Source organism: Streptomyces sp. G-G2 (assembly GCF_030063135.1).
GTDB lineage: Bacteria > Actinomycetota > Actinomycetes > Streptomycetales > Streptomycetaceae > Streptomyces.
The window spans coordinates 18,575-35,702 of sequence record NZ_JASISO010000050.1 but is presented as its reverse complement, the minus strand read 5'-3'; the positions used below and the strand labels follow the sequence as shown (position 1 = coordinate 35,702).

The window sequence follows — 17,128 nt, the reverse complement described above, 5'->3', positions numbered from 1 at the left end:
CGGTGCGTCCGGGCCCGCCTGCGGCGCGGCCCGGAAGGGTCAGGCGAAGAGCGCGCCCGCTTGCTGGAGTGCGCTGACGTCCAGCAGACGGGAGTTGTGCGAGAGACGTTCGAAGCCTTCTTCTATCTGGGCGTCCCAGTTCCGGTGGTGTTCGGTGAGCGGGTCGTCGTAGAGCCACAGCAGGGCCAGCAGTTTCGCCGTGGCCACCGCGACGACGTCGCGGCCCGTCCGTTCGATCCCGGCGAGCAGGTGGGCGTACACCTGGGGGGCGGGCCGCTCGTGGACGAGGCGGCAGGGCGCCGAGGCGAGGTAGTCCAGGAGCCGGACCCAGGCGCGGTGGTCCTGGTCGAACCGGGCGGCGAGCGCCTCGGCGACCGGGGCGAAGCGGCCGAGGCACAGATCGTAGAAGAGTCGTTGTTCCTCGGCGGCTTCGAGCGGCCCGCCGCGGGCGGCGGCCATCGCGGCGAGGGCGGTGGCCTGGCGGCTGAACACCTGGTGCCAGGGATCGCCGGGCGCGTCGTCGGACCCCCCCGGTTCCGCGCCCGCGAGGGGGGACGCGGCGGACAGGGCGGTCAGCGCGGACCGGCTCAGCCACGGGTGCAGGGCCGGGGGCCGGTCGGCCGGCCCCCAGCCGATCTCCCGGATCCGGGAGGGGGCGCGGGCGTGGGTGCTGACCCAGAGGTTGCGGCGCAGGAGTTCCAGGCTGTGCGGGAGGTCGGTGAGTTCGGCCGGGACCCAGGGGTCGTCCGCGGTGCGCGCGTCGGCCAGGTAGGCGGCGGCGAGGACGACGGGCGGCGGGGGTGTCCAGCGGCCCGCGGGGGTGGCGAGCCCTTCGGGCAGGCCCGCTTCCAGGGCCCGGGCCCACAGGGGTCTGCCGCCCGCGTCGAGGGCGGTGGGCAGCGGTCTGTCCACCGGGGTGGCGTGTTCGTCGGGCGGCGCGGCCTCGCGCTGTTCCCGTACGGCGGTGACGGCGCCCCAGTGGCCGCCGGTGAGCCGGTGGGCGACGGAGGCGGGCAGCGGTGGCGCCAGGGAGCCGGGGTCGTCGACGGCGTGGCCGACCTGCTCCTCGGACATCGGGTCGAGCCAGACCGGGTACCAGTAGCCCGCCACCGAGTCGGGGTCCGCGGCGCCGCTCGCGTCCTCGCGCGCCCACTGGGCGCGTGCGGCCCGCGAGAGGAGGGGGACGCGGCGCTGCGAGGTGCCGGTCAGCGGGGTCGTGCGCCAGGGTTCGCACCAGCGGGTGGTCCACTCCGGCTGCCACTGGTCGCAGGCGGCGAGGACGACGATCGGGTCGGTCCCGGCCGAGGCTCCTGCGTTGCCCTGCCGGTTGCGGACGCGGGCGGCGATGAGGGCGCTCAGGAAGCGGCGGCCCGCCGGGGTCTGGGCGCCGTCGACGAGGAGGACCCAGGCGTGGTCGTGACGGCCCCGTCCGGCCGCGCCCTCGGGCAGCTCGCAGGAGCAGGACGAGCGCAGCGCGGGGTGGCGTTCCGCCTGGTCCTGGGCGTCGGCGAGGAAGGCGGCGAGCAGGGGGCCGACGGCGGCCGAGCGCGAGGCGGAGCTGAGTCTGATCAGGGCGTCGACGGAACCGGCGGCCTCCGCCTCCGGGATGCTGACGTGCCAGCGCAGGGCGTCGCGCAGTCCCCAGCGGGCGGCGCTCTGCAGCAGCGATCCGATGACGGGGCGGGCCTGGTCCCGTACGGCGGCGACGACTTGGCGGCCGGTGCCGGACACCAGGGGGCTGAGCGCGCCGGTGGCCACCACGTCCATGGTGGTGACCGCGGCCTCCTCCAGCCGGGTGGCGAAACGGCCCTGGCGGGTGCCCCGGGTGTACTGCTGGATCAGGCCGCGGATCTGGTCGGTGGCGCCCGTACGGTCGGTTTCGAGGGTCTCGTTGAGGGCGAGCAGGCCGAGGGCGAAGCGGTGGAAGACGGGGCTGCGGCGCAGGGTGTCCCAGCCGCGCATCATCTGGAAGGCGACCAGGGCGGCGGCGGAGACGGGATCCAGCGGGTTCTCGTGGAAGTCGAGGTGGGCGTGGACCACGGTCGATCCGCAGCCCTGGGAGAGGGAGCGGAGCAGGGTGGACTTGCCCGCGTGGCGCGGTCCGAGCAGGGCCACGACGGGCTGCCGCTGGTTCGGGTACCGCCAGATCATGTGCCGCAGGAAGGCGTCGGTACCCTCCGCGTGGCCCGGATCCGTCGTTGCGTTCACCATTTTTAACCCGCCCCCCAGCTGGTCGCGACGCTCGCGTCGACGCGTTGGAAGTTAACACCCAACGGACGCGGGGCGACGGGCATATCGCGGATGTCGAGGATCTCGCGAACGCTCGGCTGAAGGACTCGTGTTCCCACGCCCGGCACAGCAGAATGCGCGCTACCCCACCGAGGTCAAGGAGCTGATGTGCGCACTCTGCTGTCGTCTACGTCGAACGGGTCGCCGAGCCGGATCGGGCGGGCGGTGACCACCGCGGGCCTGGGAGCGGCCGCGCTCGTGCTGGCGCTGCCCGGCGTCGCCAGTGCCAAGGTGATCCCGCCGCTGCCCCAGAACGCCGACGGTCTGGAGCAGACCTTCTCCCCCGCCTACGACTACGACAAGGACGGTTGTTACGCGACCGCCGCCATCAGCGGCGACGGCACGCTGAACCCCGGGCTGGGGCTCGGCGGTGACGTCAACGGCCATTGCCGGGACCTCGTGCAGCTGCAGAACTCCAACACGTACTCCCGGGAGAAGTGCAACAACGGCTGGTGCGCGGTCATGTACGCCAGTTACTTCGAGAAGGACCAGGCCACGCTGGGTCCCGCGGCCATCGGGCACCGGCACGACTTCGAGCACGTGGTGGTCTGGATCAAGGACAACCAGGTGCAGTACGTGTCGACTTCGCAGCACAGCGGCTGGAAGTGGTACCCCGCCTCGCAGGTGCGGTTCGACGGGACCCACGCCAAGGCCGTCTACCACAAGGACGGCCCCTCGACCCACTTCTTCCGGCTCGCCAACGGCAACGACGAGCCGCCGGAGAACCACACGGGCGGCTGGTTCTTCCCGCGTCTGGTGGGCTGGAACGGCTATCCGTCGGGACTGCGGGACAAGCTGATGAACGCCGACTTCGGTTCGGCCACCATCAAGATCACTGACGGCCGTTTCAACGACGCCCTCAACGCGGCCAAGCCCCCGGTCCCCTTCAACCCCTACGGCTAGGACGATTTGCAGAGGTCCCGCCCGGCCGGGTGCGGACAACCGGAGGAACTCCTCTCCTTTTATGCGTACGTCCCGCCCCTGCGGGAAGGTAGGCCCCGTGCCGACGGACGATGAGACGACCGGTGGATTCGCGGCGGAGCTGCGGCGCATGCGGCAGCTCCGCAAGATGTCCCTCTCGGGTCTTGCCCGCACGATCCACTACAGCAAGGGGTACCTGAGCAAGATCGAGAACGGTGGCAAACCGCCCACCCCCGACCTCGCCCGGCGCTGCGACGAAGCGCTCGACGCCGGGGGCGAGCTGGCCCGGCTCGTCCCCGCGCAGCGCCAGGAGCCCGGCTCGGCCCCGCGACCCGGCTCCGGCGGGGGCGGCGCGGACCGCGCGGACGGCGGGGGCGGTCCGCGGCCGGGTCCGGGCGGGGACGCGCGGGGTTCCGGCGCGGTCTGCCCCTACCGGGGGCTGGCCTCGTACGGTCCCCAGGACGCCCAGTGGTTCTTCGGGCGCGACGGGGACACGGCCGGGCTGGCGGACCGCCTCGCCGGGCGGATCGGGCGCGGCGCACTGGCCGTGGTGGCCCCGTCGGGGGCGGGGAAGTCCTCGCTGCTGCGGGCGGGGCTGGTCCCGGCGCTGCGGCGCGGGGTGCTGCCGGTGCCCGGGTCGCAGGACTGGCCGGTGGTGGTGTGCACGCCCGGCCCGCATCCCCTCAAGGAACTGCTGCGCTGCGCGGGCGAGGTGCTGGGCGCGGCGGCCGCGCGGATCGCACCCGAGGAGCTGGCGGAGCATCCGCGACGGCTGCTGGAGGCGGCGGAGGCCGCCCGGGGGCGGCCCGGACTGGTGCTCGTGGTCGACCAGTTCGAGGAGGTGTTCACGCTCTGCGAGGACGAGCGGGAGCGCCGCGCCTTCGTGGGCGCGCTGCACGCGCTGGCCTCGGCCGCCCCTGCCCCGGCCGCCACCACCGCCGTGGTGATCGGGATCCGCGCGGACTTCTGCGGCCACTGCCTCGACCATCCGGAGCTGGTCGAGGTCTTCACCCAGGGCCTGTTCGCCCTCGGCCCGATGTCCGGCGCCCAGCTGCGCCAGGCCATCTCGGGGCCCGCCGCGCACGCCGGGCTCACGCTGGAGGGCGGCCTGGTCGAGCTGCTCCTGCGGGACCTCGGCGACGGATCGGCGGCGCACGCCGGCTCCCTTCCCCTACTGGCGCACACCCTGCTGATCACCTGGCAGCAGCGCACGGGGACCACCCTGACGGTGGCGGGCTACGAGATGACGGGCGGCATCCACGGGGCGGTCGCGCGCACCGCCGAGTCGGTTTTCGGCCTGCTGGACCCGGCGGAGCGGCGGATGACCCGCGAACTGCTGGTCCGGCTCGTCCACATCAACGACCGGACCGCGCAGACCCGCAGACCGGTGGAGCGGGGCAGACTGCTGCGCCAGCTGCCGGAGCCGGAGGCCGGTGGGCGGGCCCTCGACGCGTTCATCGAGGCCCGGCTGGTGACCGCGGGCGGGGAGACCGTGGAGATCACCCATGAGGCGCTGCTGCACGCCTGGCCCCGGCTGCGCGAGTGGACCGAGCGGGACCGGGCCTCGCTGCGGATGCGCCAGCAGCTCTCCGAGGCGGGGGCCGAATGGGCGGCGGGCGGGCGCGATCCGAGCCTCCTCTACCGCGGGACGCGGCTGGCGGGCGTACGGGAATGGCTGGACCGTTCGGCGGACCGTTCGCGGCTGGGGCCCGAGGAGCGGGAGTTCATCGAGGCGTGCGAGGCGGAGGAGGAGCGGCGGGAGCGGGCCGCGCTGCGGCAGAGCCGGGTCCGCCGGGCCATGGTGGTGACCCTGGCCGGGCTGCTCGCGGTGGCCCTGACCGCCGGGGCGCTCGCCCTGCAGCAGCGGTCCGACGCCGTGGACCAGCGCCGGACCGCCGAGTCCCAGGCGATGGCGGTGCGGTCCGGCCCGTTGGCGGCCGGGCAGCCCGAGGCCTCGATGCTGCTCGCGGCGGGCGCCTACGCGACGGCACGGACCCCGCAGGCCCGGGGCGCCCTGCTGAGCACACAGGCGCAGTACTTCGCGGGGCGGCTGCGCGGGCACGCCGGGCCGGTCAACGGCGTGGCGTTCAGCCCCGACGGGACGGTGATCGCCTCGGCGAGTTCGGACACCACCGTGCGGCTGTGGGAGGTCGCGAGCCGCCGGGTGGCCGCCACCCTGCGCGGGCACACGGCCGCGGTGACCTCGGTCGCCTTCAGCCCCGACGGACTGCGGCTGGCGACGGCGAGCAAGGACGGCACGGTGCGGCTGTGGGACGCGAGGGCGTACCGGCTCCTCAGCACGCTGACGGGGCACGTCGGAGCGGTGCGGTCGGTGGCGTTCAGCCCGGACGGCGCCTGGCTGGCCAGCGGCGGGGTGGACCACACCGTGCGGCTCTGGGACCTGCCCGGCGGGCGGGAGCGGGCGGTCCTGCGCGGGCACGGTGACGCGGTGATGGGCGTGGCGTTCAGCCCGGACGGCCGGACCGTCGCCTCCGCGGGCGCCGATCACACCGTACGGCTGTGGGACACAGGTGGCGACCGGCCGGTGACCGTCCTCACGGACCACGCCGACCAGGTGCTCGGGGTCGCCTTCAGCCCGGACGGCCGCACGCTGGCCTCGGGGAGCGCGGACCGGACCGTACGGCTGTGGAACCTGCCCGAGGGGTCGGCACGGGCCGTGCTCACGGGGCACAGCGACGATGTGAACGCGGTGGCGTTCACGCACACCGGGGACACCATCATCAGCGCGAGCGGTGACGGCACGGTGAAGCTGTGGGACCCGGGCACTTGCAAGGTGATCACGACGTTGTCGGGCCACACCGACTACGTGCAGGCGGTCGCCGCCGGGCCCGGCGAGCAGCTCGCCACGGGCGGCTTCGACCAGTCCGTGGTGCTGTGGGACCCGGGGCGCTCGGCCCTCACCGCCCGGCCGTTCGCCGAGTCCTGGCAGTCGGCGTTCTCCCCGGACGGGCGGCTGATCGCGGCGGCGGAGGCGGACGGCACCGTGCGGGTCTGGGACACCGCCCGTCACCGGCTGGTCTCCACCCTGACCGGGCACGGCGGTTCGGTGTTCGCCGTCGCCTTCTCCCCCGACGGACGGCTGCTCGCCTCGGCGGGCGCCGATCGCACGGTCGGACTCTGGGACGTGGCCGCCGGAACCGCGCACGCGACCCTCACCGGCCACACCGGGTCGGTCTTCTCCCTCGCTTTCGCCCCGGACGGCCGGACCCTGGCGTCGGCCAGCGCCGACCGGACGGTGGCCCTCTGGAGCGTGGGCTCGGGGCAGCGGGAGGCCACGCTGGAGGGCCACCAGGACTTCGTCAACGCCGTCGCGTTCAGCCCCGACGGGCGCACCCTCGCCTCCGGCAGCGACGACCTGACGGTACGGCTGTGGGCGCCGGGGGACCCCGGGCACCCGGAACGCGCCGTGCTGCGCGGGCACACGGGGTCGGTGCGCGGGGTGGCCTTCGCGCCGGACGGGCGGACCCTGGCCAGCGGGGGCAACGACGGGACCGTACGGCTGTGGGACACCGCGCGCGGGGCGGCGGCCGGGATCCTCGCCGGGCACAGCGGTTCCGTACGGGCGGTGGCGTTCAGCCCGGACGGCGCGGTGCTGGCGAGCAGCGGCAGCGACCAGAGCGTGAGGCTGTGGGACCCCCGGCGGGAGCGGCAGATCGCCACGCTCAGCGGGCACACGGGGGCGGTGTGGGGGGTCGCTTTCGACCCGGTGCTCCCGGGCACGCTGGCGAGCAGCAGCAACGACGGGACCGTACGGCTGTGGAACACGGACGTGGCGGAGCGCGAGGCCGCCCTGTGCCGCCTGGTCGGTGACTCCGGACCCCGGCGCTGGGCGCAGCTGCTGCCCGACGAGCCGTACCGGCGGGTGTGCCCGGGCGGCCGCTGAGCGGCTCACCGGGTCCCGGCCCTCCCGGCCCAACGCCGAGGTGTTTCCCGGGGGTTTCCCGTTGCCCACCCGCACGGGAGACGCGTCGCTCCTCGACACCCGGCCCGGCCGGGGCCCAGTCTCGAACCACCGCGGCCGGCGCCGCGGCAGTACGACGAAACGGGGGGAACCAGTCATGCACGCCATCCTGACGAGAGCGGGGCGGTCCGCGGTCCTCGCGGGGATCCTGGCGCTCTGCGCCACCGGGATCACCGCCGCGCCCGCCGCCGCCGCTCCGGCGGCCCGGGCCGCGGTGGCCGCCCCGGCGGCGGCCGACACCGATTGCGGGGTACTGGCCACGGGGGCCGGGGCGACGGCGGAGGCCGCGGTCCGGGCGGCCTGTACGCAGATCGGCGTCTGGTACAGCTGGGGCGGGGGCCACGGGCCGCAGCCGGGCGCCACCTACGGTCAGGTCGACCCCACCGACCCGGCCAGTGAACACGACCCGGAGCGGATCGGGTTCGACTGCTCGGGCCTGGTCCGCTACGCCTACGCCCAGGCCACCGGGCAGGACGTCCTGGCCGGGACCGCCAACAGCCAGTACCACTCGCCGCGTGTCACCGCCCGCATCGGCGCCTCACAGGGCCTCGGGGCGCTCCTCCCGGGGGACCTCCTGGCCTGGGGCGGCGACAACTCGATCCACCACATCGCGATCTACCTGGGCGCGGGAAAGATGGTCCAGGCCCGGCAGTCCGGCACCCGGGTGATGGTCAGCGATGTCTCCTTCGGCGGCGACTACAACGGAGCGGTGCGCATCGCCGCCGAGCCGGGGCAGCCGGGCACCTTCTCCACCTGGGGCACCGACGTCTGGACGCATGCCGAGCCGTCGACGACCAGCGCCCGGGTCGTGAGGTTCGCCGGCCCCACCCGGGTCCGGATCAGCTGCCAGAAGCACGCCCAGTGGGTGGACGCCGAGGGCTACCACAACGACGCCTGGTCCTACCTGCCGGACCACAAGGCGTGGCTCACCAACATCTACGTCCGGGGCGCGGCATGGCTGGACGGCGTCCCCACCTGCCCGTGACCTGATCACGACAGCGACGACATCGACACCCACCACTCGGTTCACCACCAAGGGATGCACCATGAACGCACGCAAGAAGATCGTCTTCCTGGCCGCTTCCGGCGCCCTGGCGCTGGGCCTGGCCGCCTCGGTCGCCCCGACCGCCACGGCCTCGGTCACCGACTCCTGGCACGGCTGCCCCTCCGGCGCGGTCTGCATCTACCCGCAGGACGCGGGGTGGAACAACGACCACCCCAGCAACGTCTACTACAGCTACGGCGCGCACAACCTGTCCAACCAGAACGGCAACCACTACGTCTCCAACAACCAGACCGGCGGCGCGTCCATGCGCACCTGCACCGGCTACGACGGCCAGGGCTGTCAGGGCTACCTGCTCGCCGGTACCTACATGATCAAGGACCTGACGCCGATCAACTCGATCACGCTCCAGCCGTGACCCGCCGGTCCTGACCGGCCGCCAGGCCCGCCGCCCCCGGGATTCCCCCGGGGGCGGCGGTGTGCGCGGACGGTGCGCGGACAGGACCCGGACGGTGCGCGGACGGGACCCGGTCGACGGGCTCCGGGACTACCGTGAGAGGGTCGGCGCGGCCTCGGAGGGAGGCCGCGCGAGGAGGCCGTGGTGACCGGGAACGCACATGCCGGGGTGGTGCTGGTGGCGGACGACGACGCCGCCATCCGCCGATCACTGGAGCGCGGGCTGCGGCTCAGCGGGTTCACCGTGCTGCTCGCCGAGGACGGCCCCACCGCCCTGGACCTGGCCGCCCGGCGGACCCCGGACGTCCTGGTCCTCGACGTGTCCATGCCGGGCCTGACCGGTACCGAGGTCTGCCGGACCCTGCGGGCCCGGGGGGACGAGACCCCCGTCCTGATGCTGTCCGCCCTCGACGAGCTGGCCGACCGGGTCGCCGGCCTCCAGGCCGGGGCCGACGACTACCTCGTCAAACCCTTCGCCCTGGAGGAGCTGGTCCTGCGCCTGCTGGCCCTGCTGCGCCGCAGGCCGGAGCGGACCGCCTCCGAGGTGCTGCGCGCGGGCCCGCTGGTCATCGACCAGGCGACCCGGCAGGTCCATCACGGCGGGGTGGAACTGCACCTCACCCGGCGGGAGTTCGAGCTGCTGGTGCAGCTGGTGCGCAACGCCCGGATCGTCCTCACCCGGGACCAGCTGCTCGACCGGGTCTGGGGCTACGACTTCGAGGTCCGCACCGACGCCGTCGACACCTTCATCAGCTACCTGCGCCGCAAGCTGGAGGACGGCGGGCGGCCCCGCCTGATCCACACCGTACGCGGGGTCGGTTTCGTGCTGCGGCTGCCGGAGGAGGACGGATCATGAAGCTCGCCACCCGGATCGCGCTCTCGGTGACCGTGGTCGTACCGCTGCTGGTGCTCGCCGCGGGCCTGCTGGTACTGGGCCTGGTCAGCCGGGACCTGCACCGCCAGCAGGACACCCGGCTCCAGGACCTGGCCGCCGCCGCGCTGCCGGACGTACGCACCCTGCTCGCGGCGGACCGCAACGGGCGGCCCCGGGTGGAGCAGACCCAGCACCGCCGGGTGCTCGACGCCGTCCTCGACGCGGGCATCCTGGTGCGGTCGGCGGACGGTACGGACGTCCTGGAGGGCGGCCCGCAGCCCGCCGACCCGGCCCGGCTGCCCGGGTCGACCCCGGGCGGTCCGGTCACCGTGCGGGCCAAGGGGCACGCCTGGCGGGTGCTGAGCGTGCCGGTGGCGGGGGCCGCGCCGGGGACGCTCTGGCTGTTCGCCCCGGCCTCGGCCACCGACCCGCAGCTGAGCGCCGTGCGCGGGCGGGTGCTGCTGGTCGCGCTGCTCTCGGCCCCGGTCTCCGGCCTGCTCGCCTACGCCCTGGCCGGACGCGCCACCGCCTCGGTGCGAAAGCTCAGCCGCCGCGCCGCCGAGCTGGACCCGAGGGCGGGTCCGGCCGCCTTCACCACGACGCGCGTGAACATCGCCGAGGTGGACGAACTCTCCGCCGCCATCGGCCAGTTGCTGGCCCGCTACGAGGAGCAGGCGGCCCGCACCGCGCAGGCCCTGGACACCGCCCGGTCGTTCTCCGCCGCCGCCTCGCACGAGCTGCGCACCCCCCTGATGAGCATGCGGACCGACCTGGACGTGCTCGCCGCCCACCCGGACCTCTCCCCCGGCGAGCGGGCCGAGGTGGTGCGGGACCTGCAGAGCGATCACGCGCGGCTCCTCGAACTGCTGACGGCGCTGCGGATGCTCGCCCGGGGAGACCTGGTGGAGGTGTCCGCCTTCGGCCCGCTCGACCTCTGTGAGCTGGTGGACACGGCCGTCGGCGAGTGTGTACGACGCCACCCGGGCGCCCGGGTGAGCGCCGAACTCCCGGCGGAGCTGGCGGTGTTCGGCTGGGAGGCCGGGCTGATGATCCTGCTCGCCAACCTCCTCGGCAACGCCGTGGTGCACGGCGCACCGCCCGACGGGCCGCCGCTGATCGACGTACGGCTGGACGCGCGGGGACCGTACGCGGTGCTCACGGTCGACGACGCGGGGCCCGGGATCCCGCCGGGCGAGCGGGACGCGGCCTTCCGGCGCTTCCACCACCGGCCGGGCAGTCCCGGGTCCGGGCTCGGGCTGACCCTGGTGGCCCAGCAGGTGGCGCTGCACCGGGGCACGGTGACCCTCGGGAACCCGCCGGAGGGCCGGGGCACGCGGGTCGAGGTGCGGCTGCCTCTGCTGGCCCCGGACGGACCCGCGCCGAGGCTGCCCGCACGGCGCGACTGGATCTCCCGGGGGGAGGCGGGTCAGCCTGGGGACTCACAAAGAAACCACAAAGACGCCCCCTAGCGTCGTGCACGGCCGGCCCGCTCACGGGCCGGCCCCGTTCGACCCTAGGAGAGACCACCATGCTCCCGAACCGCACGACCGCTGCCGCGATCGGCGCCCTCGCCCTGTCCGGCGCGCTGCTGACCATCGCCCCCGCCCAGGCGGACGGCACCGCCCCGGCTCCTGCCGCCTCGGCGAAGTCCGCGCCCAAGTCCGCACCCAAGGGCGACGGCGCCAAGGAGATCTGCAAGCGGCTGCCGAAGACCACGGCGCGGATCGACGCCTCGGTGACCCGGCTGGGCGGTGACGCGACCGTAGCCGGTTCCGTCACCCGGCTGGAGCAGCGCGTCGCGAACGCCAAGACCGCCGGGCACACCGAGGTCTACACCTACCTCAACGACCGGCTGACCTTCCGCAAGGGGCTGCTGCCGACCCTGCAGAAGCGGCAGGGCGACCTCAAGGCCGTCGCCACCTGGTGCGCCACCCAGGACACCAAGTGATCCTGCCCCGGCGCGCCGGGGCCGCGCTCGCGGTCCTCGCCGCGGGCACGGCGCTGCTGCTCACCGGGTGCTCGCCCGGCGCGCACGCCCAGCCCGCGGCCCGCCAGCCGTCGAGTGCGGCCGACCGGGCCCAACTGGACGACATGCGGCAGAAGATGGACGCCGCCGAGAGCGCGGCGGCCGAGGCCGACGCGGACGCCACCCAGAACAACTGACGGGTGGCGCGGATCACTTGACGGCCGGGCGGCCGAGCGTGCGGACGGCCGTACGGCCCGCCCCCGGTCCGGGGGCGGGCCGTGGCCGGTTCAGGCGCTCGCGGACGCGAACGGGGCGCCGGGTGCGGTGAAGGCCGCCGCGCCGAACCGCTCGCCGATGAGCCGGTGACCCGCCGGGTCCGGGTGGACCGCGTCCGGCAGAGGGAGCGCGGCGAAGTCCGCCTCGCCGTAGAGCGCACGGCCGTCGAGGTAATACAGGTTCGGGTCCTCGGTCGCCCGCTGGGCGACGATCCGGGCGAGTTCGTCCCTGATGACGTTGAGCGTCAGCTTCCCGCTCGCACGCTCCGCCGGGTCACCGGTGGCCACGAAACTCAGCCGACCGTCGCTGAAGTCGGGCGCGAGCGGGCCGGGGGTGTCCTCCTGGACGGGGCACAGGACGGGCGAGACGACGAGCAGGGGCGCGCTGGGATGGCCCTCGCGGACGGTGTCGAGGAACCCGTGCACCGCCGGGACGAAGGCGCGCAGGCGCATCGCGTCGGCATTGACCACGTTGATCCCGATCTTGACGCTGATCAGGTCCGCCGGGGTGTCCCGCATGGCCCGCGCGGTGAAGGGGTCGAGGAGGGCGTTGCCGCCGAAGCCCAGGTTGACGAGTTCCGCCCCGCCGATGGCGGCGGCCACCGCGGGCCAGGTCTCGGTGGGGCTGGCGGCGGAGGTGCCGTGGCTGATCGAACTGCCGTGGTGCAGCCACACCTTGCGGCCGCGGTCCGCGGCGGGCTCGACCGGGGCATCGGTGCGCAGGGCGACCAGTTCGGTCACCTCCGTCTGCGGCAGCCAGATCTCGATGTCCTTCGGACCGGCGGCCAGCCCGGCGAACCGGACGCTGCCGACCGGGCCGGGCCGGGTGTCCACGGCCCGCATGGTCATGTCGAGGGTGCGCACATTGCCCTCGGGGACACTGGCCTGCCCGGCGAGGCGGCCGTCGACCACGAGGTCGTACACCCCGTCCGGCCGGGCGGGACCGCCCTGGTAGACCACCTTGGTGGGCAGTACGTCCAGTTCGATGCGGGTGGCCGCGGTGCGGAAGGCGAGCCGTACGCCGGAGGGCTGGGCCTCCATCATGGCGAGGTACGCGTCCGGGAACTGCCGCCGGGCCCGGGCGGGCAGCCGGTGCGGCAGGACGCCCCGCTCGGTCTGCTCCAGGTCGAGGGCGCCGCGCACGAGCCGGCTGTCGATGGGGGTGGTGAGCCAGTCGGTCACGTCGGCCTCCGTCTGGGGGAAGGGGCGGGTGGGGCGGGCCTTGCGAAGATCGCCACCACCCTACCTACCGACCGGTACGCCCGGCTCCGGTCATTCCGCCCGCCCCGTGGCCCGGGCCTCTCGCTCCGGACCTCCGGCCCCGGGGCGCCCCGGCTCCGGTCACCGGCTCAGACCGACGCGGCGGCGGTCCCGTCGAGCTCCCAGGCGTGGCGCTTGAACTCCCGGACGAAGTCGGGGTGGTCCTCCCACTGGCGGGCGATCCCGCGCAGCACGTCCCAGTGCTGCTCCACCGACTGGTCGATGACCCGGCGCACCGCGGGCTCGGCCGTCGGCCGCGTCTCCAGGAGCCCCTTGACGGCGGACGCCTCCAGGACGGCGTTGCGCAGCGCGCGCAGCGCCCGCGAGGTGTCGTCCATCGCGAACCCGCTCTCGCTGCCCTCCGCCGGGGCGAACAGCGGGGTCAGCCGCGCCTCGATGAACGCGGTGATCCGCTCGAAGTGCTGTACATCCATCGGAAACTCCCTGTTCGTTCTGCGGTACGGGCCCGCCACCTGCGGCGCGAGCGGCGGACCGGTGTGTCAGGGCCCAGTTCTACCAGCGCCGCCGAGGGCCCTCAGCGGCGGCTCAGTACGCCCCGGGCGAAGGCCGCCTGGCCCGCGTGCTGGAGGTCGTCGCCGAGGACGCTGACCAGTCGGGCACCGAGCGTGACCGGCGGGTCCCAGCGCTCGTCGACGACGCGGTCCAGATCGGCCGCGCCCAGGGTGCGCAGGTACGCGACGGTCCGCTCGTGCACCGCGTCGTGGTACCCCGTCAGCAGCTCGCCCGAGTCGACCCGGACCAAGCCCGCCTGGCGCGCGGTGTGACCGTACCCGGTCGCGTCGACCGGCAGCTTCAGGCCGAACCGGGGAGCCCAGCCCCCGGCGGTCCACACCTGCTCCTCCCCCGCGACCTCCGCCACGTGGTCGTCCTGCACCCGCGTCAGGTGCCACACCAGCCAGGCGATCGAGTTCGCCTCGTCGTCGACCCGCGCGTTGAGCTGCTCCGCGGAGAGCCCTTCGACGGTCTCCTGGACCACCTCCCGGATCCGTCCGAACGCGTCGACCAGTACCTCTGTCGCCTTCATGCACCCTCCTCGGCCGTGTTTGCGGCCACCCTGCCCGCCGTCCCCGGGGCGGCGGTACGACCGACACGCCCTCTGGCGGGCCCGGCCGCGGTCGGGCACCATCGCATCGCCGTGCCCACGGGTACGCCGTACGCCCGCACGTACCGCCGTTCGTACGCCCGTCAACGCACAGGAGGCACCACCATGCGCACACCCGCCCTGCTCAGCGCGCTCGTGCTCGTCACCGGGGCCCTCCTGCTCACACCGGCCCAGGCGCAGGCCCAAGCCCGAGCCCAGACCCAGACCCAGACCCAGGCTCCGACGCAGACGCAGACGCAGGCTCCGGCGCCGGTCACCGTCGCCAAGATCAGCCACGCCACGGCGACCTCGATGTTCCGGCAGGCCGGCATCACCTGGTCGTCCTCCGGCAACTGCGCGGACCGCTCCAACCCCACCTGCACGTCCTTCGACCAGCTGAACCTCGCGACCGCCCAGGCCGCCCAGGTCCTCAAGGGGGCAAGTGGCTGCGCCCTGAACATCACCGGCGGGACCGAGACCGGGCACGCGAACGGCACGTACTCGCACTGGAACGGCTACAAGATCGACGTGGCCAAGGCCACCTGCGTAGGCAACTACATCAAGAACACCTTCACCTACATCGGCCTGCGCGGCGACGGCGCCCCGCAGTGGCGGTCCGGCTCGGGCAACGTCTACACCGACGAGGGCAGCCACTGGGACGTCCTGTACTACAACTGCGGTGGCTGCTGAGGCCGGTGGCCGTCGTATCCTTCCGGTCGTGCCGCTGCCGTGAGGCCGGTGCCCCCTGCCCGACGACACCGTGAAGGTGATGCACGTGAGCGCGATCAGTATCGGACAGGCCGTGGTCCTGGGCGTGGTCGAGGGCGTGACGGAGTTCCTGCCCGTCTCCTCGACCGGACACCTGAAGATCACCGAGGGCCTGATGGGGATTCCGGTCGACGACAAGAGCGTGGTCGCGTTCACCGCCGTCATCCAGGTGGGGGCCATCGCCGCCGTCCTCGTGTACTTCTTCAAGGACATCGTGCGGATCGTGTCCGCCTGGGGACGGGGCCTGGCCAACCGGGAGGAGCGCTACCACCACGACTACAAGTTCGCCTGGTGGGTCATCTACGCCACGATCCCGATCGTGGTCGTCGGACTGGCGGCGAAGCCGCTGATCGATGGCCCGCTGGCCTCGTTGTGGGTGGTGGCGGGCTCGCTGATCGTCGGCAGCGGCCTGATGTGGGCGGCCGACCAGATGAGCCGGCACAAGCGCGGGGAGGACGACATCTCGCTCAAGGACGCCATGCTCGTCGGTTCCTCGCAGATCCTCGCGCTGCTCTTCCCCGGTTTCTCCCGTTCCGGAGCGACCATGTCCACGGGTCTGATCCTGGATCTCGAACGGGTCGCCGCCACCCGGCTGTCGTTCTTCCTCGGCATCCCGGCCCTCACCGGCGCGGGCCTGTACGAGCTCAAGGACGCGGTCGGCGCCGGAGTGAGCGCGGCCCCGCTCGTGGTGGGGACCCTGGTGTCGTTCGTCGTCGCCTACGCCTCCATCGCCTGGCTGTTGAAGTTCGTGGCCAAGCACTCGTTCAACGCCTTCGTGGTTTACCGGATCGTGATCGGCGTGCTGCTGTTCGGTCTGCTGGGCACGGGCGTCCTGCACGCCTGATCCGGCCACGTGTCCGGTACGGAAGGAGACCTCATGCGGGACGGTGGTTCGGTCGCGGTGATCGGGGGGTCCATCGCGGGCTGCGCGTTCGCCTCGGCCGCCGTACGGGCCGGCGCGGACGAGGTGGTGGTGCTGGAGCGGACCCTCGGGCGCCTGGAGGACCGGGGGCTGGGGCTGTGCGTCCACGACGAGCGGGCCGTCGAACTCCGGGCGACCGGCGCGCTGCCCACCGGGATCGCCGCGCACCGGCTGGTGCGGCGCAGGTGGGTGGTCCGGGACCCCGGAGCCGAAGCCGACCAGGCCGGGCGGGTGTTCTGGGAGCAGCCCTTCCCCTTCCACTCCTACCACTGGGGGCTGTTGTGGCGCGGGCTGCGGGAGGCGCTGCCCGCCTCCGTGGTCTACCGGCAGGGCGAGACGGTCACGGGGGTCGCGGCGGCCGGTGACCGGGCCGAGGTCCGGCTGGCGGAGGGCGCCGCGGAGCGGTTCGGCCTGGTCGTCGGCGCCGACGGCTACCGCTCGGTGGTGCGCCGGGCGGTGTGCCCGGAGTCCCGTCCGCACTACGCCGGTTACGTCTGCTGGCGCGGCCACCTCGACGCCGGGAGGCTGGCGGCGGTCGACGCGGCTGCGGGCCGGCCCGGGGAGTCGGGGGCCTGGAGCGACGCGGTCACCACCGTCTGCTTCCCGGGCGGCAGTTGCGTGATCTACCGGATTCCCGGGCCGGACGGTCCCCGGGTCAACTGGGTGCTCTACGCCGCTCCGCCGCGGGCCGGTGCGCCGGGAGCCGGTGCGCCGCGCCTGGACGACCCGACGAGCTTTCCGCCCGGGCAGGTGGCCGGGGAGTCGGCCGCCCACCTGGAGGCCCTGCTGGAGCGGGAGTTCCCGCCGTACTGGGCCGAGGTGCTCCGCCTGACGGAGCCCGAGCACACCCTCGTCCAGCCCATCTACGACCTGGAGACCCCGCGCATCGCCTCGGGGCGTTTCCTTCTGGGCGGCGACGCGGCCACCGTGGTGCGGCCGCACAACACCAGCGGGGCGGCCAAGGCCCTCCAGGACGCCGACGCGTTCGAGAGCGCCTGGCGCGGGGCGGCTTCCCCGGCGGAACTGCTGCGCGCCTACGAGCGGGCGCGGGGCCCGGCGGGGCGGGAGCTGGTCGCGCTGGCCCGCAGGCTCGGGCGGGCCCAGGTCGAGCGGACCCCGCCGTGGGCCGCGATGACCGGGGCCGATGTGGCGTCGTGGTGGCGGGAGCAGCTCGCGGGCGCGCCGGGCATCGGCGGCCAGGCCACCGTCCCGGCCGGCCCGCCCTCCTGAGACGGGCGCCCCGGCCGCGCCACCCGCGCGCCGGGGGCCCGGCGGGGCCGCTCCCGCCCGCGTACGGCCATCCGGTGGAA

General features: G+C 74.3%; 15 protein-coding genes. 11 read left to right on the top strand and 4 right to left on the bottom strand.

Features of this window, described 5'->3' with window-relative positions; all coding sequences use genetic code 11:
* Positions 1–39: 39 nt before the first annotated feature.
* Entirely contained in the window at positions 40–2,211 is a 2,172-nt protein-coding gene (locus QMF80_RS30960; protein WP_283459277.1) for a hypothetical protein, read from the bottom strand.
* A 243-nt stretch (positions 2,212–2,454) separates the two neighbouring features.
* Here QMF80_RS30960 and QMF80_RS30955 point away from each other — a divergent pair, with 243 nt between their 5' ends.
* The 8 genes from QMF80_RS30955 (at position 2,455) to QMF80_RS30920 (ending at position 11,688) form a co-directional block, all read left to right on the top strand.
* Positions 2,455–3,192, top strand: coding sequence for an NPP1 family protein (locus QMF80_RS30955; RefSeq protein WP_502962959.1), 738 nt, complete (start codon positions 2,455–2,457; stop codon positions 3,190–3,192).
* A 97-nt stretch (positions 3,193–3,289) separates the two neighbouring features.
* Positions 3,290–7,114, top strand: a complete 3,825-nt coding sequence (locus tag QMF80_RS30950; protein WP_283459275.1) for an nSTAND1 domain-containing NTPase — start codon at positions 3,290–3,292, stop codon at positions 7,112–7,114.
* Between the two features lie 175 nt (positions 7,115–7,289).
* Entirely contained in the window at positions 7,290–8,177 is an 888-nt protein-coding gene (locus QMF80_RS30945; RefSeq protein ID WP_283459273.1) for a C40 family peptidase, read from the top strand.
* Between the two features lie 61 nt (positions 8,178–8,238).
* Positions 8,239–8,613, top strand: a complete 375-nt coding sequence (locus QMF80_RS30940; protein ID WP_283459272.1) for a hypothetical protein — start codon at positions 8,239–8,241, stop codon at positions 8,611–8,613.
* A gap of 183 nt (positions 8,614–8,796) precedes the next feature.
* Positions 8,797–9,507 (top strand): response regulator transcription factor, encoded by a 711-nt coding sequence (locus QMF80_RS30935; protein WP_283459270.1) that lies wholly within the window; start codon positions 8,797–8,799, stop codon positions 9,505–9,507.
* Entirely contained in the window at positions 9,504–10,994 is a 1,491-nt protein-coding gene (locus QMF80_RS30930; protein WP_283459268.1) for a sensor histidine kinase, read from the top strand. Before QMF80_RS30935 ends, QMF80_RS30930 begins: the two co-directional genes overlap by 4 nt.
* Positions 10,995–11,053: 59 nt before the next feature.
* Positions 11,054–11,473 (top strand): hypothetical protein, encoded by a 420-nt coding sequence (locus QMF80_RS30925; protein WP_283459266.1) that lies wholly within the window; start codon positions 11,054–11,056, stop codon positions 11,471–11,473.
* Positions 11,470–11,688: a hypothetical protein gene (locus QMF80_RS30920; RefSeq protein WP_283459264.1), complete on the top strand. Its 219-nt coding sequence runs from the start codon at positions 11,470–11,472 to the stop codon at positions 11,686–11,688. The genes QMF80_RS30925 and QMF80_RS30920 overlap by 4 nt, the downstream gene beginning before the upstream one ends.
* A 90-nt stretch (positions 11,689–11,778) precedes the next feature.
* Here QMF80_RS30920 and QMF80_RS30915 read toward each other — a convergent pair whose 3' ends face one another.
* The 3 genes from QMF80_RS30915 to QMF80_RS30905 all read right to left on the bottom strand — a co-directional run bounded on the left by QMF80_RS30915 (position 11,779) and on the right by QMF80_RS30905 (position 14,071).
* Positions 11,779–12,948 carry a GDSL-type esterase/lipase family protein gene (locus QMF80_RS30915; RefSeq protein ID WP_283459261.1) on the bottom strand — a complete coding sequence of 390 codons (1,170 nt, stop codon included), beginning with the start codon at positions 12,946–12,948 and terminating at the stop codon, positions 11,779–11,781.
* 167 nt (positions 12,949–13,115) lie between these two features.
* Positions 13,116–13,460: a hypothetical protein gene (locus QMF80_RS30910; protein WP_283459258.1), complete on the bottom strand. Its 345-nt coding sequence runs from the start codon at positions 13,458–13,460 to the stop codon at positions 13,116–13,118.
* 101 nt (positions 13,461–13,561) lie between these two features.
* Positions 13,562–14,071, bottom strand: coding sequence for a mycothiol transferase (locus QMF80_RS30905; protein WP_283459256.1), 510 nt, complete (start codon positions 14,069–14,071; stop codon positions 13,562–13,564).
* Between the two features lie 183 nt (positions 14,072–14,254).
* Between QMF80_RS30905 and QMF80_RS30900 the strand changes: the two genes are divergently transcribed.
* The 3 genes from QMF80_RS30900 to QMF80_RS30890 all read left to right on the top strand — a co-directional run bounded on the left by QMF80_RS30900 (position 14,255) and on the right by QMF80_RS30890 (position 17,048).
* Entirely contained in the window at positions 14,255–14,818 is a 564-nt protein-coding gene (locus QMF80_RS30900; protein ID WP_283459254.1) for a hypothetical protein, read from the top strand.
* A gap of 85 nt (positions 14,819–14,903) precedes the next feature.
* Positions 14,904–15,740 carry an undecaprenyl-diphosphate phosphatase gene (locus QMF80_RS30895; RefSeq protein WP_283459252.1) on the top strand — a complete coding sequence of 279 codons (837 nt, stop codon included), beginning with the start codon at positions 14,904–14,906 and terminating at the stop codon, positions 15,738–15,740.
* Positions 15,741–15,773: 33 nt separating this feature from the next.
* Positions 15,774–17,048, top strand: coding sequence for a Rossmann-fold NAD(P)-binding domain-containing protein (locus tag QMF80_RS30890; protein WP_283459250.1), 1,275 nt, complete (start codon positions 15,774–15,776; stop codon positions 17,046–17,048).
* Positions 17,049–17,128 lie beyond the last annotated feature (80 nt).

Bases quoted from the DNA above. Each gene is read 5' to 3' on its own strand.
- QMF80_RS30905 (WP_283459256.1), bottom strand. From the start codon at position 14,071: ATGAAGGCGACAGAGGTACTGGTCGACGCGTTCGGACGGATCCGGGAG.
- QMF80_RS30890 (WP_283459250.1), top strand. From the start codon at position 15,774: ATGCGGGACGGTGGTTCGGTCGCGGTGATCGGGGGGTCCATCGCGGGC.
- QMF80_RS30930 (WP_283459268.1), top strand. From the start codon at position 9,504: ATGAAGCTCGCCACCCGGATCGCGCTCTCGGTGACCGTGGTCGTACCG.
- QMF80_RS30940 (WP_283459272.1), top strand. From the start codon at position 8,239: ATGAACGCACGCAAGAAGATCGTCTTCCTGGCCGCTTCCGGCGCCCTG.
- QMF80_RS30945 (WP_283459273.1), top strand. From the start codon at position 7,290: ATGCACGCCATCCTGACGAGAGCGGGGCGGTCCGCGGTCCTCGCGGGG.
- QMF80_RS30910 (WP_283459258.1), bottom strand. From the start codon at position 13,460: ATGGATGTACAGCACTTCGAGCGGATCACCGCGTTCATCGAGGCGCGG.
- QMF80_RS30960 (WP_283459277.1), bottom strand. From the start codon at position 2,211: ATGGTGAACGCAACGACGGATCCGGGCCACGCGGAGGGTACCGACGCC.
- QMF80_RS30900 (WP_283459254.1), top strand. From the start codon at position 14,255: ATGCGCACACCCGCCCTGCTCAGCGCGCTCGTGCTCGTCACCGGGGCC.
- QMF80_RS30925 (WP_283459266.1), top strand. From the start codon at position 11,054: ATGCTCCCGAACCGCACGACCGCTGCCGCGATCGGCGCCCTCGCCCTG.